This is a genomic window from Bartonella sp. bp_1 (assembly GCF_055808085.1).
In genome coordinates this window covers 1,521,456-1,541,599 of record NZ_CM147851.1, presented here as the reverse complement: position 1 = coordinate 1,541,599, position 20,144 = coordinate 1,521,456, and the positions used below count along the sequence as shown (strand labels likewise).

The window sequence follows — 20,144 nt, the reverse complement described above, 5'->3', positions numbered from 1 at the left end:
ATCCTGTTATGCCACTTGATCTTGGACGGGTTAAGAGCGTATCAAGAAGAAAAATGGAGAATAATATGGCCCGTACCGTTCGCGTTGAAGATATTCCGGCATCCGTTGGTAAGGAAGTGGGTGTTTCAGAATGGCGTATTATAACGCAGGAAATGATCAACCAGTTTGCTGATGCAACGGATGATCATCAATGGATTCATGTGGATGAAGAAAGGGCCAAAGAAACACCGTTTGGCGGAACAATTGCCCATGGATTTCTAACGCTTTCTATTCTTTCAACATTGGCTTATGAGGCGCTGCCTGAACTTGAAGGCGCGACAATGGGTATCAATTATGGTTTTGATAAAGTCCGCTTGATGAGCCCGGTAAAAAGCGGTGCCAGAGTGCGCGCACGGTTTATATTGTCGGATGCTGAAATCCGACCATCGGGGCGGATTGTTTTCCATTATGCGGTAACGCTGGAAGTTGAAAATATTAAAAAGCCTGCTCTTGAAGCTGATTGGATTATTATTTCCATGGTCCCTCCAAAAGACGCTTAGTTTCTCCCATATATTTTCAACCTAAGCTGAAAATATGTAGCGTCTTCGCCTTTGGTGTTTGCTGGACCTATATCTTATTTCAAGACTATGAATCGTATATAAAAGGCCGGTTGAACCGGCCTTTTTTGATTAGAAGGAGCGGCGGAAGCCAAAGGTGCCGCCATAGCCATAATTATCACCAAAACTGGTAAGCCCTGAACGTACTTCCAATTCGCCATAGAGTGAATATTTATCATCAGCCCAGTTATAAGTACCGCCGATACCAAGACCTGCTTGCCATGGCTCTTCACCATAATGGACATCAAGCTCGGCAATACGGGTACGTGCATCGCCACCCAACGGATCATAATAGACATTGGCAATGCCATAGCCGAAGAGACGGCGCTGGTCTCCCTTGTCGCTCTTCCACTCTTTATCCTTGCTTGTTGCAAGACCAAGGCGTGTAATGAGGCTTTCGCCGCCATCCTCAATCGATATCTCGGCTTTCATCTTGTCTTCAAATGAATCATAGTCGGTTTTCAGCCATTGCAATTGTATTTGCGGTGTCATCGCCCAGTCATTGGTCAGAGCAAATTTTTGCCCCACTTCTGCAGACAGGGCATAACCCGTTGCTTTGGCATTATCGATGCCGTCAAGCTTGGTCATATAGCTTTCAATGTCGGTCTGATAAGCGGTAATGGCCGCTTGTAGATCCATATAGGCACCGTGCTTACCATACCATGTCAATGTTGCATCCACACCGAAGCCGTCCGGTTTCAATTCACCTGATCCGTAGATCGAGCCTTTAACCTTGGATTTACCGGTTTTATAATGCATGCCGACACCGGCAATCCAGATGTCATCTGCCGTTTCTTTATTGATGCGGAAGTCTGCACCCATCTGGAATGTCATATAGTTGAGGTCATGATCGGCTCCCGAGAAGGTCCGACGCAAATCCGTATGCGAGTGATCACCTTGCCAGCGAACCCAGAAGCCTTCTATCTGGTCTGATAATGTTGCCGGATCGACAATAGAAAGATCTGTCTGTCCGGGTTCGCTGCCGCGGCCGACTTTTGCAGCAAGAGATGTCAGTGCCAGATTATCTGCAGTAATCCACTTACGATTGCCAACACGCTGTTGCAAGGTTGGCAATCGGTTTATCTGGTTGATCACGCCTGCATAGGCTTCATAGAGCGGAATAGTACTCTTATAGAAGGGATGATAGGCACCTGAACGAAGGTACCAGTCATTTGACCAGTAACCATCACGATAGACATCGGTAACAACACCGGGCCAGCTTGTGCCGGGGCTGCCTTTTTCCAAACGATAGACAAAGGCAGATCCCTGCACCATGATGGCCCCTTTTCCATCTGGCGTTGCTTGTCCATGGCCGCATAATTCACCCGATACACCGCAATATAATTTTGAATTCGGGTCAATGACAAAGGCATCATTGGTTGTTGTCGCGCCATTTTTAGCATCGACGACCTTGATGCCATCATACCACGTTAAGGCACCCGGGCCACGTTCTCCATAGCCATTGATAACCAGTGAGGTTGTCCCTGAGACATGGCCACCATCAATAATAAGTTGGTCAGATGGTGCGATATTTTGCCAGTTACGATCTGTTCCAAGCCAAGTGTCCATCATTACTTTGCCATGGGTGCCGATCAGGTCACCTTTAATGGTGAAGGTATCCTTAAAATTAGCACTGGTGCGGCTATAGTCAGTTGTCGAGGCATCGGTCATGTCGATGGTGCCTGAAAGATCAAATTTAAGCGATTCACCGCCTTCGACCGTACTTTTGCGCCCCCGTCCGGCGTAGATTGTACTACTGCCATCAACAGAGAACTCGCTTTTACCGTCTAGCTTGATCGTGCCCGATATTGCTGCATTAGTATTTTTGAACTCCATCTGCTCCCATTGGAAGCCGACATTCGTACCGTTGGCAATATTATCCTGATTGAAGCTGCCGATCTGGATGGGGTGGCTGGTTGTATCATTAGGATTATTCAGTCTGCTTCCCATGCTGATAAAGGTTAGTATGTCACCACTGCCGCTCGAACCCTGGGCATGATTGAATTGTGACATATCAACGCCATTGATTCCGCCGGAGCCATTACTGCCATCAATAATGGCTTTATTGTCTTGTCCGGCCCCCATATTGAAGCCACCAGCCCAGACCCCGCCATTCCAAAGCAAATAATCCGAACCATCGCCTGCATCAAGAAGACCACGCGTATCGCTGCTTGAGGTTGTGAAATAGAATTTGTCGTTATATGCCGAACCACGAACTGCCATGTGCGTATCATCTACAGCGTGGATAATTGTTTCATTATAAAATTCTACGCCTTGTGACTGATTAGCAATAGCCGACTTGATATTGTCACGGTTGCTAAGATCAACAACGGTTTTCAACGCAGTACTTTGCGATGTTAATGTACCTCTGTTGACAACAATGTTAGCATAACCAGTTTGCCAACCGATATTGTTGGCATTGGACAGCATATTGACTGTGCCGTAATTGATTGCGGTACCTGTCGTTGCTGTTCTGATGCCGATAACATTGTCAGAACCATTGATCGTGATACCGGAATTAATCTTGGCATCATTGGTAAGCAAGGTATCGGCACCGCCTTTATCTTTCGCATTGGCAAAATCATAACCAATGGCGTCAGCACTAGCATTGATTATGGCAATCGATTGGGTTGAGGTTGCTTTACCTTCTTTATCGCGTACATATTCATCAATATTAGTGGCTGTACGGATACCTGAACTTTTTCCGCTGACATCAATTTCGGTGCCATCAAAGGAAATATATTGTGTTTCAGCACCATTTTCGACACCGTTACCACTTCCTTTGACTTCGATCTTGTTAACCCCGATAGAAACACCAACGGCGGCAGTATGATCGCGTCCAAGCTCATCGGTATAGGCCGCGGCAAGTTCAAAGCCGTTGGCTGTACCATTGGTGGTGACCGTGTCACCGATACCATTCCAGTAGAGATAAGCGTTGTTATCCAATAGAACACCGGCGCGCCCATTATCAACATAGATATTGGCCTGATTGGTAACGGATGCTGCTTTGACCTGACCACTTTCACCTTCGACATGAATGCCGATTCCGCTACCGATTTTGATATCCTTGTAATTTTCCAATCTACCGTGCTCAAGCACGTGGACACCAGTATTATGATCGCCGAGCATCAACTCTATATTGCCTTTATTGACAAGCAATCCACCATATCGGCTAATGAAACCGGTTACATCTTCACCGCTTCCCATATTGGTTGATCCAGTGCGAACATCGGCATAATTGGTCAAAACTGTCGCGGGTCGGTTGGTTGGATCAGAACCATCCCATTCGACATATTTTCCACCTGATGTCAGATAGCTGCCATCGATGAGCTGATAACGTCCGTCAACAGCACCGCCAACAGAGTTTTTTGCATTGAGCAGGATTTGGGTTGGGGTCGTACTGCCATCTTCTGAGATTTGTCCCTGAGCGCCGCCACCAATAAAAATTCCCATGGACCCTTCAGCGTTCAAGGACAATTTAGCATCTTTTGTTATTACTTTTGTAACGTAAACTTGGCCTGTTGCCGGATCGATTTTATCCGTAATAAATTGGCCGTCACGCCCACGATTAGGCCCCATACCAACAATAAGTGTCGAGTATTTAGCATTTTCTGTTGTTGTTAATGACAGACCCTGTCCAATGAATTCGGCACCCGCTTCAATGAGAAATAATGTTGAAGATTGTGTGTTAATTTTTAGATCATGGGCAAGATTGGTAACAGTTGAACTTTGTTTAGAATCGCTGCTGCGCCCATATATATAAAACCCGACTTGGTTTGCATCGGTAGGAGCTGTAATTGTATTGCCATTTTCGTCCAAAACAGGAATACGGTTACCGTTGCTATCCAGCTTATAGATTGGACGGCCATATTCATTATAACCGTTAATTTCATACTGAATACCATCATCCATTGTGGCTTCTATTTTTCCAGTGTCTTCAATGTGGATATTTGATCCCATTCGTGCATGGACACCGACGACACCATAGCCGGTCATATTGATCGTGCCTGCCATTTTGACAGATGCCTTGTCGCCATCGCTATAGATGCCATAATTACGGAAAAACACGTCTTGTGTACGACCGTCAATGGTTACTTTGCCCTTAAAGCTTTCACCAACATTGATAATGCCGTCTTTGGTTACTTCAGCAAAAGCACCGCCTAGGTTATCATAACCACCAGTAGAGTTTATAGCAACGTCAAATACCCCAAGACCGATCGTATTGATGCCATTAACATTTATGGTGCCTTCATTGCGTAAAATACGTATTGGATCGCTGCCCGATGGTGTTTCAAGCCCATTGCCGATTGCTTTCATACCGAAGTTTGTATTACGCAATGTGTTGAGAGCGTTCGAATCCCAACCTTCTTTCATATCGATAATGCCGCTATTAATGACTTCGGAATCATATTTTCCGCGTCCCTGCTGCATACCCACGGATCCAGATGTCAGTGAACCCAGAATGATTTTTGCGCCTGCACGATTATAGGCGTTGCCTTCATAAGAAGCTATGCCAGCTCCATTATCGACGGATGTATCATTGGTCGTTTGTCCAGGCGCATTTTGTGCCTCGCGTCCTATATAGATAGTTGCCCCATCCATATTCTCAAAACTGGCATTTTCATTATTTATGAAAATACCGTCTCCATATTGTGTATTAATTGTACCTTTATTATCGACATCGCGTTTTGCATGATCAGTAATAGAAATACCCGTATAACCGCCATTGATAATGGCTTGATCTTCATTGGTAAAATGGATGGCGTTGTTATTAGTGGAGATTGTTTCAATTGTCGTTTTGTCATTACCAACATTATAGCTGTTGTCATTTGTTAGTACGACACCAGTGGAACTGCCTGTAATGATGCCATTGTTGAGGATGACGCCCTCTTGTCCATCGGTGCGTCCGCCGTCAACATACATGCCGGTGGAACCTGTAAGCTTGCCATTGTTGACATAAATCTCACCATTGATATTGACGCCTGTATTTCCATCAGCATTTTTACCGCCGCCATTAATTATGCGTACAGCTGTTTGTCCTGATAAAATATCGCCATTATTAAGGCCTGTAGCGCCTTGCACAAGAACTGTCGCATCTTGACCCGCAACAGAAAGGGCATTGTTTTCATTGATTTTATAGCCGCCACCCGCTCCTTTGGATATAATTCCTATGCCGCCTGTGAGATTTATTTTGGACTGGTTGGCATTCATGGTTATAACAGCACCATTGGTGCCAGACATCAGGACATTAGTCGCAACGTCATTCCATTGGGAGCCATTTTTTAACAAAAGTTCATCAGGTACGTTGAGATAGCTTTTATCTTTGACTTTATAATATTTTGTTTCAGGAATAATACTTGGAGGATCTGACGGATCGTAGGTCAAGGCTTTGTTGACGAGTGTATCGTATTGGGTTTGGTTGAGCAGCCAGCCTTGGCTACCTGTACGAACAACGCTAACAAGATATTGGTTGTAGGCTTCAATATTGGCGGCTGTTGCTGTGGCATCCAAGGTCCCGTCTGGTTTGGTAACGCGAATAGTATGCACGCTTCCGTCTGGCAATGTAATCTTTAAGGGATAAGATTTAGGATCACTTGTTGGTTCCGTGACGGCGAGAATAATATAATCTTTGCTAGGATTTGTGTATTCTTCAGCTGATAAATCAATCGTGGTTGTACCTTCGTGGTTCCAGTTTAATTTTGTATCTTTACCGTCAGCCATGAAAATTTTGCCCTGTTTGACACGGGCATCAAGGTCGCCATCGATGTTGATATTCATCGTTCCGCCATTTTCAACCTTGCCAAGGTTGAGGCCAATGCTGTTGACATTGGCTGTCATTTCATCTTTTCCGCTGCTGTTTTTTTGGATACTATAGTCGGGTGCATAATAACCATCGCCAGCGGATATTTTCCAACCGCTTGGTAAAGAGCCATCGGGTACTTGTCCACCACCTGTGACACCACTTTTAAATGCATCGGTCTTATAAACATTAACAACAATGTTTGAACCGCTGATTTGGTCTTTTGCCGTTATTTTTTCGCGGCCGCCAACTCTGACACTCCCAACTGCAGGCCCGTTTTTTATCTGATCACGCCAATCATTGAAGTCGTTATGGATGTCGCTTGCACTTTTGCCTGATCCTTCAATTTTGGTACCACCTTCAGTTCCGTCTGGCTGAAGGAAGTCATTATCATTCAGGCTATTCCAGCCTTTACTTGGTTCTTTTTCAACTTTGGTTCCTGCTGTGACGGAGTTGAAATTACCCTTAACTGTTACTTCTTCGTTATTAATGACAATAGAACCGACATTGTTCATTTTGCCATCGTTGAGTGCGGGGTCAAAATTTCCTAGTTTACATTCTCCGCTGCTAGGGGCTGTACCATTAATCGCCCACCCACCAGAGGAACCGCATGTTGAAGCGGCATCTGCATGAAGTGTTGTACTTGATAATATTACCAGTCCTGCAATCAAAGGCAACGTTGCCATAGCGGCAACTTTTAATGTTGTATAACTTGCCGACGAAAGAAAATGCCTATGATTTTTCATCATTAACCCCGTTACCTGTCGCACTTTAAATAATTTTCAAACGACAGATATTTAATGAATGCCCCGCTAAAGTATTGGATAAGACAGACTCAATACATGGGTTCTATTTTATTGTCTGGGGCAGGCTAATGCAATTGGGGTGGTTTTAAAAATGTCTTTTTTTACCTTTTTACACAGTAAAAAAGCATAAAAATTGCGTAATAAAGTAAAAATGGTTACTCTTTCGTTATTCATATTAGTTTATCAGTGTTAATAGGGGGGCTCCGCGAATTGATGCATTGATATTATCGATGACATTCTGTCCCATGGCAATTCTGGTTTCAATCGTGGCGCTGGCGATATGTGGGGCTAATAACACGTTATCGATACCAAAAAATCGTTTATCGATATCCGGTTCGTTCAAGAAGACATCCAGTCCGGCGCCAGCTATTTTTTTATTGCGTAGAGCATCAATAAGGTCATCTTCGTTGACAACCGCACCGCGGGCAATATTGATGAAGTAACCTTGCGGCCCTAATGCTTCCAAAACATTACGATTGATAATGCCTGTCGTTTCAGGTGTTGCGGAAATGGCGGCAATAAGAACATCGCATTCAGCAGCTAGTGCAGTAATGCTTTCGTAGCGTTTCCATGGTGCATCCGCTTTGGGTGAGCGATTGAAATAGGTGGGTTTCATCCCGAAGGCTTCGCCGCGACGGGCAATATCATGACCGATAGCGCCCATGCCGACTACACCAAGACGTTTGCCGCGAATGCTGGTGGCAAGCGGAAAAGCTTCGCGCCTCGTCCATCGGCCATCACGGATAAAGCGATCACCAGAGACTAGCATTCGAGTCAGGCTTAAAAGCAATGCAAAGGCCATATCTGTGACGTCTTCGGTTAATACATTTAGTGTTGTGGTGACATCAATACCTCGGCGGCGCGCTTCTTTTATATCTATCTTGTCGGTGCCGACACCGAAAACACTAATCAATTTGAGATTAGGTAATTTTTCAAACCATATTGATGGCATACCAATCATAGGTGAGGCGGCAACGTAGGTAATCTTTTTAAGTATATCATCGGATATAGGCTCTTCTGCGGAGACGAGCGTGACAATTTCGCTCAGGTCATCAAGGTTCTTTTGTGGAAATGTCTTGTGTAAAAGTAGGCAATAGGGCTTTGGCATGGGTTCGTCCTTAACGACAATATGATTGTATCCACTGATATAAACACAGCTTGATGGGGAAATAACAGCCTTTAATCATGAAAAACCCAAATTTTTCATGAATTCCTTATGGACAAGTGTGATTATTCCGTGGTATTGGCCCGCAACGAATTTCATTCCGTTCATAAAGCGGGATGGTTATTTCATTTATGGATCTAAGCAAAGCAGGATTAAACGTGCAAGTACTCGTTCGCGATAATAATGTTGATCAGGCGCTCCGTGCGCTGAAGAAGAAAATGCAGCGTGAAGGCATCTTCCGTGAAATGAAGATGCGTGGTCATTATGAAAAGCCTTCTGTCAAACGTGCTCGTGAAAAGGCCGAGGCTATCCGCCGCGCCCGTAAGCTTGCTCGTAAGCGCGCACAGCGTGAAGGTATGGTCAGCGGTCGCTGATAAAGCCTTGCCGCATGGCAAAAGCTGAAAGTTTTTTAATAACTTTTATGATATAAAGCGGGAGTGCTATGCGCTTCCGCTTTTGTTTTTTTGGATTATGGCCTGGTAAGGGCAAAGTGGAAGACTTGGCGAGTAACGCGATATTGGAATATTCAAAATGAATAAAACAGCTTCTTTTACCCTGATTGCAACGTTGTTGTTGGGGGCCTGTACGACAACCAATGTTATGGTTGCGCCAGAAGATCGTGCGCAGGGGTCTAGAGAGAACATTGCGTCTTTGACTTCGGTGATCAAGAATAATCCTCGTGATCCGGCAGGCTATAACGTACGCGGTTCAGCCTATGGTCGTGCAGGTGCTTATAAGGATGCGATCAATGATTTTAATGTTGCGATCCAGCTTAATCCGCAATTTTACAGTGCCTATGCCAATCGCGCTTTGATTTACCGCTATATGGGGAATAACGCTTTGGCTATTGCTGATTATAATCGCGCCTTGCAGATAAAACCGGATTATGATGTCGCGTTGATCGGGCGTGGCAATGTCTATCGACAGGCGGGCCAGCTCGATCAGGCCTATAATGATTATAATGCAGCGATTTCGGCAGGAACGACAAATGGCCGTGCATGGTATAATCGCGGTCTTATTATGCAGGCCCGCGGGCAGCATACGCAAGCAATTGCCGACTTTGGTGCTGCCATGTCGCGTCAGCCCAATCAGCCAGCGCCTTATAACGGACGAGGTTTATCCTATGTGGCGTTGAATGATTGGGATAATGCTTTTGATGATTTTAATGCGGCCATTCGTCTGGATGGTAATAATGCAGAAAGCTGGGCCAATCAGGCTCTTGTTTATGAGCATCGTGGCGATAAGAAACGGGCTTTTGCGTCTTATTCCAAAGCGGCGTCTCTTGATCCTGGTTTCAAGGGCGCACGTGATGGTATGAGCCGCACCCGCGGCGGTTAATATAACCGGATGTCTTTTGATATCTCAAAGTGGATATCTGTTTCTGGATAAGCCGAAAAACTGGATAAGATTTAGCTCTGCTCCCCTAAATGGGAGGCTTTTATTTATCGGTTGGTCTTGTCCAGCTTACGTGCCAGTTTGTCACCATAATATTGGATGAGCATATTCAGTGCGATCAGCAGGATAACAGTCGGTATCATGATCTCAATATAATAGCGCTGTGCTCCATAACGATAGGCAACATCACCGAGGCCGCCACCACCCATATAACCGGCAATGGCCGTAAAGGCGATAATGGTGATAATGGTAACTGTAAAGCCAGTGACAAGGCTTGGTAAAGATTCAGGAATCAATACTTCACGGATGATAGTGCTTTTTTTAGCACCCATGGCGCGTACGGCTTCAATCAGCCCCTTATCGACAGCGCGAAATGACATTTCGGCCATACGGGCATAAAGCGGTGTGGCTGAAATACATAGAATAAAGATGGCGGCCTCGACACCGTAGCGTCGACCAATGACAAAAGATGTAACAGGTCCAAGTGATGCAGCCAGTACAATAAAGGGGACTGCACGAAAGGTATCGACAATAAAGCCAAGCGTTTTGTTGATGAGCTTGTCTTCCATCAGGCCATCTTTGGCTGTTAGCACCAAAATGAGTCCCAACGGTAAGCCAATGAGCAAAGCGATTAGCGATGTCGAAACGGTCATGATGACAGTGTTATATAAAGCCTCAGGAAGCAATTGTGGTAGATCGGGCAGTTTCGGGAAAGCCGTAATGAGTGTTTGTAGGTCCGGCAATTTTGGAAGAGCTGCAATGAGATTAGACATAGCCAAGTACCTCGCAATAACGGCCATGCTGGTGAAGCCAGGCAACGGCTTTTTCCAGCTTTTGTGAATCACGGGCGGGAATTGCCAGAAAAAAACGGCCAATTGTTTCGCCTTGTACCGTATCCATGCCGCCATGCAGAATACGTGGACGCAACCCTGTTTCATCCTCGATCATGGCGAGAAATGGCTGGCGGGCAATGTCACCTGAAATGTTGAGTTCAATGACGGCTTCATCCCCTTGTTTTGCCAGCTTGCGAGCATATTCAGCCGGTAGTTGCGGGGTTACCAGTCGCAATAGGGCAATTGTTGTGTCCTGTTGCGGCGAAGCAAAGACATCCTTAACGAGCCCTTCTTCAATAATTTGTCCATTATCAAGGACCATGACGCGGTCAGCAATGGAGCGAATGACTTCCATTTCATGGGTGATGAGAACAACAGTGAGATTGAACTTTTTATTGATGTCACGCAATAGTTCCAGAATGGATTGTGTGGTTTCAGGATCAAGAGCTGATGTGGCTTCATCCGACAAAAGAAGATCAGGTTTCGCAGCAAGAGCGCGGGCAATGCCGACGCGTTGTTTCTGACCGCCGGACAGTTCTGAGGGGTAGGCATTGGCCTTGTCATGCATACCGACCAAATCCAACAATTCCATGGCGCGGCTATGGCGTTCTTTTCTGGAGATTCCGGCAATTTTTAGTGGCAGGGCAATATTGTCGATAATGCGTTGCGCCGAAAGCAGATTAAAATGTTGGAAGATCATGCCAATGCGTCGGCGTACTGGCATCCATTCATTCTCGCTTAGATGGGTTACATCTTGTCCATCAAAAACGATTCGACCGCTATCAATTTTTTCAAGTCCATTCAGGCATCGCATCAAGGTTGATTTACCTGCTCCGCTGCGGCCGATAATGCCGACAATTTCACCTTCATGGATTGTGCAAGAAATATTATTGACCGCCGCAGTTCCAGAAAAACTGCGACGGATATTATCAAGTTTGAAAATGGTTTTAGGATTATTCACGTCTTACCATGAAGTGGCGTAGGTCGAGCCGAATATGCGTTTGAGTTCGGCGCGTACAGTTTCGTTATTATATGATGCAACCAGTTTTTTAACCCAGGGTTTATCCAGATCTTCGGTGCGGACAACAATGATATTGTTATATGGGTTACCTTCGGCCTTTTCCCATGCAATAACATCTTTTTCAGGGTTGAGCCCGCTTTGAAGAGCGAAATTGGTGTTGATGACACTGATTGTCAAATCATCAATAGCACCACCGACAAGGCTGGCATCAAGCTCTCTGAATTTAAGTTTTTTGGGGTTTTCAGCAATATCAAGCGGTGTAGCCATGATGTTGTTTACATCTTTTAGTTTAATAATCCCAAGTCCTTGAAGGGCCAAAAGTGCGCGTCCTTCATTGGATGGATCATTGGGAATGCCAACTTCTGCGCCTTCGGGGAGTTCGTCGAGGCTTTTGATTTTATGGGAATAGACACCCACTGGGAAGAGGGCTGTATAACCGGCAATCGATAATTTAAAACCACGTTGCTCGATCTGGGCATCAAGGTAGGGTTTATGTTGGAACGCATTGGCATCAAGTTCGCCAGCGCTAACAGCTTCATTGGGAATTGCGTAATCGGAAAAATAGACAAGTTCGATATCAAGACCTTGTTTTTTGGCTTCTTTAACGGCAACTTTCCATACATCACCTTCTTCACCATCCATCACACCAAGCTTGATTTTTGTTTTGTCTTCGGCAAAGGCCAAAGGTGAGGAAAAAGAAAATGCAGCGAAGGCGGCAATCAGGCCAAGTGCTGTGCGTCTTTTGAATTTGTCAAGAAACATGGAGCTATCCTTAAACGGAATGAAATGACTATTTTTGTTGTTCATGGGAGGAGTTTTAAACGATCAGATGCGGAAGCCAAGTAAAAAAAATCGCTAAATAGTTATAAAATCGCGAAAACAGACCTTTAAATAGTGTTATGGTGAAACACTATGCCTCTTCAATCGATATTGGCAGTTTTGCTTTGACGTTAGTTATGATCCTATAGATATCAGCGATGATGATCACGATTAAAAATTTGGGGCAAATACCAGATTGCTAGTGCAACGATAATAATCATTAACAGGGCGACACCCATCTGGATGAAATCGAAATTAGCGGAGTTGGGTGAAATGAACAGCCCGGCAATAAGGCCAGCACCAGAAAGAATGAGTTGAGCTACGGCGCGTAACATGTCGTGTTCTCCTCTTTGATTTTCATAAGTCTTTTCTTTATGCTAGAGCTAACTGAATATCTTCCTAAAGATGTTTCATTATAACACTTTTTTTGAATGATTCCAATTCTTGTAACCGTTTTGTCCTCTTGGCTGAATTTATCTTGACTGGTTGGTGGAAACCATTTGCCGATGAGGATTATTATAATACCGGCTTACAGGTGTAGAGGGACGTATAGATGACCTCATTACTGTCAATCATGGTGCCTATAATCTACTTAAGCCAGAGACAGAAATGCGATTATGATGAGGTTGTTCAATGCTATCAGATTATCACTATGGCCATTTCTTGAAGGGCCGTCAGAGAAAAGGCCTTCATAAAGAAGGCCTTTTTGTTTGTTAGTTGCGTGGGCTGATCAGCCCGCGGGAAACCAAAAGTTCGGCAATCTGTACCGTATTAAGAGCAGCGCCTTTGCGTAAATTGTCGGATACAATCCACATGGCCAGACCGTTTTCGACTGTAATGTCTTCACGGATACGGCTGATATAGGTGGCATCTTCGCCTGCCGCTTCGTAAGGTGTAATATAGCCGCCGTCCTCACACTTGTCGATGACCTGACAACCTGGAGCATTACGCAGGATTTCACGGGCCTGGCCTGCTGTAATTGGCTTGTCAAATTCGAGATTGACCGCTTCACCATGGCCGATAAAGACCGGTACGCGGACAGCTGTTGCCGTCAGCTTGATTTTGGGATCAAGCATCTTCTTGGTTTCGGCCACCATCTTCCATTCTTCCTTGGTATAACCATCTTCCATGAAGACATCAATATGCGGAATGACATTAAAGGCAATGCGTTTGGTGAACTTTTTGGTCGAGATCGGATCTGCCACAAAAACAGCGCGTGACTGTTCAAAAAGCTCATCCATACCTTCCTTACCTGCACCCGATACCGACTGGTAGGTTGAAACAACAATGCGCTTGATCGTGGCAGCATCATGCAAAGGCTTCAAAGCCACCAGCAATTGCGCAGTTGAACAATTGGGATTGGCGATAATATTGCGCTTTTTGAAGCCTTCGATGGCATCTGGATTTACTTCCGGTATGATCAATGGCACATCAGCATCATAACGCCAAGCAGAAGAATTGTCGATGACAACACAGCCCTGGGCGCCGATCTTGGGAGACCATTCCTTGGAAACATTGCCGCCTGCCGACATCAGGCAGATATCGGTATCTGAAAAATCATAGGTATCAAGCGCTTTGACCTTTAAGGTCTTGTCGCCATAGGATACTTCCGTGCCTTGTGAGCGGCGTGATGCGAGTGGCACGACCGTATCAGCGGGAAAACCGCGTTCTTCCAAAATATTAAGCATTTCGCGCCCGACATTGCCGGTAGCGCCGGCGACTGCAACCTTAAAACCCATTTGTCTTTCTCCTGTCCCTCTCCTTCATATTGGAAACCCGGCGGCCATGACGGGCTTTTTCCCCGGGCCAAACCCGGGAGAGGGCGAGAAGGCCTAGGGACGTCAGATTGTTTTAATAATCTGTTTTATGAGGCCAGTTTTTGTTGTGATGAAGCATGCGTCAACATTGCCGCCTGTAGCGGACAATCGATATTGCTGCAATGAGCAAAGATGACGCATTATTCTCTCCTTCGTAAGGAGAAAAACTTTTAGCGTTTTTTATATTAAAGTCAATCTATCCGTAAGAAAATATCGTGTTGTTGCCTTGAGGATATAGAAAACTAAAAAGGCCTCATATAGAGGCCTTTTAAGATATTGATCCAACAGACGGTCAAACCGCAATAGTTCTGAACTTAGCTAGAATCGCATCGCCCATTTCACTTGTTGAAACTTTTTTCAGGCCGTCTGCATAAATATCCGGTGTGCGGATACCTTCTTCCAGCACCATAGAAATTGCTTTTTCAAGACGGTCGGCTTCGGCACTCATCAAGAAAGAGTAACGCAGACACATGGCCAATGACGCAATCATGGCGATCGGATTGGCAACACCTTTGCCGGCAATATCGGGTGCAGAACCGTGAACGGGTTCATACATGGCCTTGCGGGTACCCGTTTTCGGGTCTTCGGCACCCAAAGAGGCCGAAGGCAGCATGCCGAGCGAGCCTGTAAGCATGGCGGCAATATCGGATAGAAGATCCCCAAAAAGATTGTCGGTGACGATGACATCAAACTGTTTGGGCGCGCGAACAATCTGCATGCCACCGGAGTCAGCCAGCATGTGCTCAAGCGTTACATCACTGTAACGGGCTTTATGTATGGCATTGACAACCTCGTTCCACAATACGCCTGACTTCATGACGTTACGCTTTTCCATCGAGGTAACTTTATTGCGTCGTGTGCGGGCCAGTTCGAATGCAACGGCGGCAATGCGTTCGATTTCATAGGTATTATAGATCTGTGTATCAATGGCACGTTTTTGGCCGTTGCCAAGATCGATGATTTCTTTGGGTTCGCCAAAATAAACACCGCCTGTCAATTCTCGCACGATCAGAATATCCAGTCCTTCGACGAGTTCCGGCTTGAGCGATGAGGCGCTTGCTAATGCCGGATAGCAGATGGCTGGACGCAAATTAGCAAAGAGTTCAAGGTCTTTGCGCAATCGCAAAAGGCCCGCTTCAGGACGCAAATCATAGGCTACATTATCCCATTTGGGACCGCCGACGGCACCAAAAAGAACAGCATCCGATTCAAGCGCCAGCTTCATGTCGTTTTCTGATATCGGTTTGCCATGTGCGTCGATGGCAGCGCCGCCAACGAGACCTTCCTCGCATTCGAAATCGAGACCGAGATCATTGTTCAGATAGGTGATGATTTTGCGCACTTCGTTCATTGCTTCGACGCCGATGCCATCGCCGGGGAGCAAAAAAAGTTTTCGTGATGCCATAATATCCTCGTCTTTGTTTATGCGAGTTTATAGCATGATTTGGTATCAGGCAAAGAGCTTGATAACGTTATTTTTTGGATTTTATCTCTTTTTCATCGATGATGCGCGCTTCTGAAGCAATCATAATGGGAATGCCGTCTCGTATTGGATAGGCCAGTCGGGCGCGTATCGAGACAAGTTCGGCTTTGTCCGGATTGTAGGTGAGTGTGTCACCGCTGACAGGACAGATTAAAAGTTCGAGCATTTTAGGATCGGATTTTGGTGATTTCATGCTTGATGATCCTTTTATTGAAGATCACGGCTATCAATGCCGTCTTGAGTGAGCAATGAACGTTCGGCAAGTGCAATCAATGTTTCGGCACGTATATTGATATCGGGTGATTCAAGCAGGGCCTGTTTTTCAGCCGGGCCGAAAGGTGCGCTAATGGCTAATGCATTGACCAGTGTTTCGCTTGATGCCTGCATAACGCTTTCCCAATCGGCTTCTAGATCATTGGCGTCAAGGTAGTCGGCAAAAGCGTTCAGCAATGCCTCTCGGTCGATCATGTTGCTATTTTCTTTTTCGGATAGGTCGTCGAGAAAGGGCGAAATGGCAAAAATCCGATAAGGCGTATCGTTGACAATTTCTTTGTCACAGTGAAAGCGGCATATACCTTGCAGTGAGATCAGAAGGCGCCCATCACCGGTTTCGGTAAAGCTAACAATACGGGCCATACAACCTGTCTTATATAGTTCTGGTTTGGTGATGTTCTGCTCGGGCAATGGTTGGATAATCCCTATAAGCTGGTTTGTGCGCATGGCATCTTCGACCATTTGTAGATAACGTGGTTCGAAGATCGTCAGAGGCAGATAGCCACCTGGCAGAACCATGACGGATTCAAGCGGAAAGACAGCCAGTGTTTCAGGCAGATCGGAAGCTTTGATATAGTTGAAATTTCCCGCTTTCATTGTTGTCCTTTGATGCGTTTTTTGTAACAACGCTTATATGGTGTCCAATGACATACTGCCAAGCGTCATTATATGTTTTTATGAAAACAATAATGAAGAGAGTTGGCGTCTTGCGTTAATGGTTGCCGCATCCATGGGCCCCCATGCCTCGAAAAATTGCAATAGCTGTTTGCGTGCTCCATCGTCATGCCAGAGACGGTCGGCTTTCATGATGGCAAAAAGTGCGTCGGCGGCTTTTTGTCGTTCACCTTGTGCATTATAGATCAAGGCCAAATCGAACCGCGCCTGATGGTCTTTGGGGTTTGCGTCAAGGCGTTTTTCCAATTCAGCCGGATCGCCAAGAAGGGCAATTTGCTCGTTTAATGCAATAGTTGTTTCAACGCTGCGGATAAGCGGATCATCCTTTTTATTTTCGGGCGTGGTTGCCAGAATAGCCTTGGCTTTTTCGCTATCTCCTGACTGGAGCAGGCAGTTGGCAAGACCGGCAATAGCCGCGACTGTATCGGGTGCTTGTTGCAAGATTTGCGAATAGATATTGATAGCCTGTATAATATCGCCGGATTGGACGAATCCATCGGCCATGGTAACGGCCTGTTCAATCATTTCCTGTTTTTCACCGCCTGTAATCTTGGCAATGAACTTTTTGATCTCGCTTTCAGGTTGTGCCCCCATAAATCCATCGATCGGGCGACCATCGACAAAGGCGAAAACAGCGGGAATGGATTGAACGCCAAGCTGTCCGGCAATGGATGGATGGTCATCAATATTCATTTTAACCAGTTTGACAGCGCCTTTGGCGTCATTCACGGCTTTTTCTATGATCGGGGTCAGCTGCTTGCACGGCCCGCACCATGGTGCCCAGAAGTCGACCAGTACCGGCTGTTTCTTCGATTCAGCAATGACATCGCGAGCAAAGTCGGCAGTGGTAGTTTCCTTGATAAGGTCTTGTGACGGTGTTGCCGCGCCGGTGCTCAAGTTAACATTGTAATTGCTGTCATGGCTTTTGAAAGGATTGTCGCTCATCTTTTGGTCCTGAATGATTGCTTGATTTGTTTTATAATCGGAATGGAGAGTGGCGATTTCAAGCCTCTTTTTCAGTAATTGCAATGATTGTTGCATTATGGCCGGTTGCTTCGATAAATTTCAAAAGATCACTGCGCTTGATGTTTGTTGTGGCTTTATTGGTCATTGGATGGGCGTTGATAGTGTCATGTTGCATCAAGGTTTTATCCAGAATGAGGGTGACCTGTTTATTGTGATCGTTTATCATGCCGAAAACGCTGACGGCACCGGGATAAAGACCGAGATATTCATCAAGCTTTTCTGCCGAGCCAAAAGAAAGGCGCCCTGATGCACCGATTCTTGTATGTAGTGTCTTAAGATTAATCGTGGCATAGGCACCGACGGTTATTAAAAAATAGCGGCCTTTTTTGTCTTTTAAAAACAGATTTTTGGTGTGTCCGCCTGCAAGATTGTCCTTGATATGGCTGCTTTCTTCTACGGTGAAAACAGCTTCATGTTCGTGCGTTGTTGTTTTAATGTCCAGTTGGGTAAGAAAATCCATAAGTTCTGGACGGCCCGCCTTCATGGTAATCACGCTTCCTTTAATTGTTTTCACTGTGATAAAAGACTATTTCTATTAAAAATAACAGACCCTTGTTGAGGAGAGTTTTGGATGATTGCAACATTATGGGTCGCTTTGGGTGGTGCGATTGGCAGTGTCGGACGCTACTGGGCTGGCATCTTGCTTGAGTCTGCCAATCGTGTGTTGCCTTGGGGCACCATTATTATCAATATTGCAGGTTCTTTTATTATCGGTTTCTTTCTGGCATTGACATTTTTGTCAGCCAAATACGCGGTTTCAGAAAATACCCGCCTTTTTGTTATGGTTGGTTTGTGTGGTGGCTTTACAACTTTTTCCTCATTCAGTCTGCAGACATTTGACTTGCTAAAAACGGGTGCAATCGGGCGTGCTTTCTTGAATGTTTTCATTTCGGCAATGCTTTGCGTTGCCGCTACAGCAGTCGGTTATTATTGGGGAGACAGATTGAATGATCACGGGCAGGCATCACACCATACAGTGCTTGTTGATGAAGAGTGAATTATTGTTATCAAGGCAAAATAATCGGTGACTTGTTATTGAACATCGGTTAGAAAAAAGAATGTTCAGGTTATCCTCGTTGGATAACCTATCTTTTTGCGGGAGAGAACAGTTTCAAACTGTCGCCGAAGGGGAAAATACGCCCGTAATCTCTCAGGCAAATGAACCGTAAAAAGAATGGACAGCTCTGGAAAGTCGGGAGGAATTCCGCGCCGAAGGTGTAAGTGGAGTTGTTGGCTCAGTCCGGTTCCGCAAGTCTCTCAGGCTCAAGACAGAGGGGTGTGAAATGGCGTAATCATACAGCCATGAGCACAGTTGTGGAGTCAAAATGGGCGATAATTCTGAAAGTTTGAAACAATTGCCGCTTCATGCATTGCATGAAAAAGCGGGTGCGAAATTTGGCGGTTTTGCCGGCTGGAATATGCCTTTGACCTATCCTTTGGGGGTTATGAAAGAGCATCTTCATACGCGGGACCATGCTGGTCTTTTCGATATTTCGCATATGAAACTGATCTTGGTAGAGGGGCGGCAGGCTGTTGACTTTTTAAATCGTGCCTTGCCGTTGGATGCAGGTGCGTTGAAAGAAGGCCAGTCGCGTTATAATTATCTTCTTGATGATAAAGCCGGTGTATTGGATGATCTGATTGTTACCCGTTTGGGTGAAAGTCGTTTTATGGTGGTTGCCAATGCGGGCAATGCCGATGCGGATATTGCCGAATTGAATAAGCGTGCCGATGGTTTTGATGTTAGGCTGGAGCCTCTGGATCGTGTTTTTCTGGCCTTACAGGGACCAGAAGCGGCCAAGGTAATGGTTGCCCTTGGCTTGCCCGGCAATGCCTTGACATTTATGCATGGTTGCGAACCGGAAATGGGTTGGTTCCTGACCCGTTCGGGTTATACCGGTGAAGATGGATTCGAGATTGCTTTACCGCTCGATGAAGCCGAAGCTATTGCGCAAAAACTACTTTCCGATGAACGGGTGGAATGGATCGGTCTGGCCGCTCGCGACAGTTTGCGCCTTGAAGCCGGACTTTGTCTGCACGGTAATGATATTACCAAGGATATCAATCCTGTTGAGGCGGCAATTACATGGGCGGTGACAAAGTCTGTGCGTGAAAAAGCAGCCTTTATCGGAGCCGATGCGTTATTGGCTGCGATTGAAAAAGGTACTTCCCGTAAACGTGTCGGTTTGAAGCCGGAGGGCCGTCAACCGGTGCGTGCCGGTGCTGAATTGTTTGACAATAATGGCGAAAAAATCGGTGTTGTGACATCCGGTGGTTTCGGCCCCTCTTTTAATGGTCCTGTTGCCATGGGCTATGTAACGAAAGACTATGCTGAAATCGGCACGAAATTATTGACCGAGGTGCGTGGCAAGCAGATTGAAATGACTGTGCATGCACTTCCCTTTGTTCCGCAACGTTATTTTAAAGGATAAGAC

Annotated in this window: 17 protein-coding genes and 1 riboswitch; of the genes, 5 read left to right on the top strand and 12 right to left on the bottom strand. The window is 45.7% G+C overall.

The genetic code is table 11. From position 1 onward, the window contains the following. The first annotated feature begins 65 nt into the window (after positions 1–65). Entirely contained in the window at positions 66–539 is a 474-nt protein-coding gene (locus ACYZ97_RS07615) for a MaoC family dehydratase (RefSeq protein WP_473297886.1), read from the top strand. 129 nt (positions 540–668) lie between these two features. Here the strand turns inward: ACYZ97_RS07615 and ACYZ97_RS07610 are convergent, their stop codons facing one another. Both ACYZ97_RS07610 and ACYZ97_RS07605 read right to left on the bottom strand, forming a co-directional pair. After that, a complete protein-coding gene (locus ACYZ97_RS07610) occupies positions 669–7,145 on the bottom strand; it encodes an autotransporter outer membrane beta-barrel domain-containing protein (RefSeq protein ID WP_473297885.1) in 6,477 nt (2,158 codons plus the stop codon). A 232-nt stretch (positions 7,146–7,377) separates the two neighbouring features. Continuing rightward, the gene (locus ACYZ97_RS07605) at positions 7,378–8,310 is read right to left on the bottom strand and encodes a 2-hydroxyacid dehydrogenase (RefSeq protein ID WP_473297883.1); all 933 of its coding nucleotides are present in this window, start codon (positions 8,308–8,310) and stop codon (positions 7,378–7,380) included. Between the two features lie 215 nt (positions 8,311–8,525). Between ACYZ97_RS07605 and rpsU the strand changes: the two genes are divergently transcribed. Next, positions 8,526–8,741: a 30S ribosomal protein S21 gene (rpsU, locus tag ACYZ97_RS07600; protein ID WP_473297881.1), complete on the top strand. Its 216-nt coding sequence runs from the start codon at positions 8,526–8,528 to the stop codon at positions 8,739–8,741. Between the two features lie 226 nt (positions 8,742–8,967). Next, on the top strand, positions 8,968–9,705 hold the full coding sequence (locus ACYZ97_RS07595; RefSeq protein ID WP_473300665.1) for a tetratricopeptide repeat protein: 738 nt from the start codon (positions 8,968–8,970) through the stop codon (positions 9,703–9,705). A gap of 104 nt (positions 9,706–9,809) precedes the next feature. Here the strand turns inward: ACYZ97_RS07595 and ACYZ97_RS07590 are convergent, their stop codons facing one another. The 10 genes from ACYZ97_RS07590 to ACYZ97_RS07545 form a co-directional block, all read right to left on the bottom strand. Beyond that, the gene (locus ACYZ97_RS07590) at positions 9,810–10,415 is read right to left on the bottom strand and encodes a methionine ABC transporter permease (RefSeq protein ID WP_473300664.1); all 606 of its coding nucleotides are present in this window, start codon (positions 10,413–10,415) and stop codon (positions 9,810–9,812) included. 112 nt (positions 10,416–10,527) lie between these two features. Further along, a complete protein-coding gene (locus tag ACYZ97_RS07585) occupies positions 10,528–11,538 on the bottom strand; it encodes a methionine ABC transporter ATP-binding protein (protein ID WP_473300663.1) in 1,011 nt (336 codons plus the stop codon). 21 nt (positions 11,539–11,559) lie between these two features. Then, on the bottom strand, positions 11,560–12,378 hold the full coding sequence (locus ACYZ97_RS07580; RefSeq protein WP_473297879.1) for a MetQ/NlpA family ABC transporter substrate-binding protein: 819 nt from the start codon (positions 12,376–12,378) through the stop codon (positions 11,560–11,562). Positions 12,379–12,587: 209 nt separating this feature from the next. Further along, positions 12,588–12,770, bottom strand: coding sequence for a hypothetical protein (locus tag ACYZ97_RS07575; RefSeq protein WP_473297877.1), 183 nt, complete (start codon positions 12,768–12,770; stop codon positions 12,588–12,590). A 378-nt stretch (positions 12,771–13,148) separates the two neighbouring features. After that, positions 13,149–14,174 (bottom strand): aspartate-semialdehyde dehydrogenase, encoded by a 1,026-nt coding sequence (locus tag ACYZ97_RS07570; RefSeq protein WP_473297875.1) that lies wholly within the window; start codon positions 14,172–14,174, stop codon positions 13,149–13,151. Positions 14,175–14,544: 370 nt separating this feature from the next. Beyond that, positions 14,545–15,657: a 3-isopropylmalate dehydrogenase gene (leuB, locus tag ACYZ97_RS07565; RefSeq protein ID WP_473297873.1), complete on the bottom strand. Its 1,113-nt coding sequence runs from the start codon at positions 15,655–15,657 to the stop codon at positions 14,545–14,547. Between the two features lie 67 nt (positions 15,658–15,724). Continuing rightward, entirely contained in the window at positions 15,725–15,928 is a 204-nt protein-coding gene (locus tag ACYZ97_RS07560) for a Trm112 family protein (protein ID WP_473297871.1), read from the bottom strand. A gap of 14 nt (positions 15,929–15,942) precedes the next feature. Then, positions 15,943–16,605: an LON peptidase substrate-binding domain-containing protein gene (locus ACYZ97_RS07555; protein ID WP_473297869.1), complete on the bottom strand. Its 663-nt coding sequence runs from the start codon at positions 16,603–16,605 to the stop codon at positions 15,943–15,945. Positions 16,606–16,683: 78 nt separating this feature from the next. Next, complete coding sequence (gene trxA, locus ACYZ97_RS07550) at positions 16,684–17,628, bottom strand: thioredoxin (protein WP_473297868.1); 945 nt, start codon at positions 17,626–17,628, stop codon at positions 16,684–16,686. Between the two features lie 58 nt (positions 17,629–17,686). Further along, the gene (locus ACYZ97_RS07545; protein ID WP_473297867.1) at positions 17,687–18,193 is read right to left on the bottom strand and encodes a prolyl-tRNA synthetase associated domain-containing protein; all 507 of its coding nucleotides are present in this window, start codon (positions 18,191–18,193) and stop codon (positions 17,687–17,689) included. A gap of 87 nt (positions 18,194–18,280) precedes the next feature. Here ACYZ97_RS07545 and crcB point away from each other — a divergent pair, with 87 nt between their 5' ends. Then, a complete protein-coding gene (gene crcB / locus ACYZ97_RS07540; RefSeq protein WP_473297865.1) occupies positions 18,281–18,706 on the top strand; it encodes a fluoride efflux transporter CrcB in 426 nt (141 codons plus the stop codon). 89 nt (positions 18,707–18,795) lie between these two features. After that, positions 18,796–18,885: riboswitch (glycine riboswitch) on the top strand. 149 nt (positions 18,886–19,034) lie between these two features. Beyond that, complete coding sequence (gcvT, locus tag ACYZ97_RS07535) at positions 19,035–20,141, top strand: glycine cleavage system aminomethyltransferase GcvT (protein ID WP_473297863.1); 1,107 nt, start codon at positions 19,035–19,037, stop codon at positions 20,139–20,141. Positions 20,142–20,144 lie beyond the last annotated feature (3 nt).

Coding starts and splice junctions, on each gene's coding strand:
- ACYZ97_RS07555 (WP_473297869.1), bottom strand. CDS start 16,605: ATGAAAGCGGGAAATTTCAACTATATCAAAGCTTCCGATCTGCCTGAA.
- ACYZ97_RS07590 (WP_473300664.1), bottom strand. CDS start 10,415: ATGACCGTTTCGACATCGCTAATCGCTTTGCTCATTGGCTTACCGTTG.
- crcB (WP_473297865.1), top strand. CDS start 18,281: ATGATTGCAACATTATGGGTCGCTTTGGGTGGTGCGATTGGCAGTGTC.
- ACYZ97_RS07560 (WP_473297871.1), bottom strand. CDS start 15,928: ATGAAATCACCAAAATCCGATCCTAAAATGCTCGAACTTTTAATCTGT.
- ACYZ97_RS07570 (WP_473297875.1), bottom strand. CDS start 14,174: ATGGGTTTTAAGGTTGCAGTCGCCGGCGCTACCGGCAATGTCGGGCGC.
- gcvT (WP_473297863.1), top strand. CDS start 19,035: ATGGGCGATAATTCTGAAAGTTTGAAACAATTGCCGCTTCATGCATTG.
- ACYZ97_RS07610 (WP_473297885.1), bottom strand. CDS start 7,145: ATGATGAAAAATCATAGGCATTTTCTTTCGTCGGCAAGTTATACAACA.
- ACYZ97_RS07580 (WP_473297879.1), bottom strand. CDS start 12,378: ATGTTTCTTGACAAATTCAAAAGACGCACAGCACTTGGCCTGATTGCC.
- trxA (WP_473297868.1), bottom strand. CDS start 17,628: ATGAGCGACAATCCTTTCAAAAGCCATGACAGCAATTACAATGTTAAC.
- leuB (WP_473297873.1), bottom strand. CDS start 15,657: ATGGCATCACGAAAACTTTTTTTGCTCCCCGGCGATGGCATCGGCGTC.
- ACYZ97_RS07595 (WP_473300665.1), top strand. CDS start 8,968: ATGGTTGCGCCAGAAGATCGTGCGCAGGGGTCTAGAGAGAACATTGCG.
- ACYZ97_RS07545 (WP_473297867.1), bottom strand. CDS start 18,193: ATGAAGGCGGGCCGTCCAGAACTTATGGATTTTCTTACCCAACTGGAC.
- ACYZ97_RS07575 (WP_473297877.1), bottom strand. CDS start 12,770: ATGTTACGCGCCGTAGCTCAACTCATTCTTTCTGGTGCTGGCCTTATT.
- ACYZ97_RS07605 (WP_473297883.1), bottom strand. CDS start 8,310: ATGCCAAAGCCCTATTGCCTACTTTTACACAAGACATTTCCACAAAAG.
- ACYZ97_RS07615 (WP_473297886.1), top strand. CDS start 66: ATGGCCCGTACCGTTCGCGTTGAAGATATTCCGGCATCCGTTGGTAAG.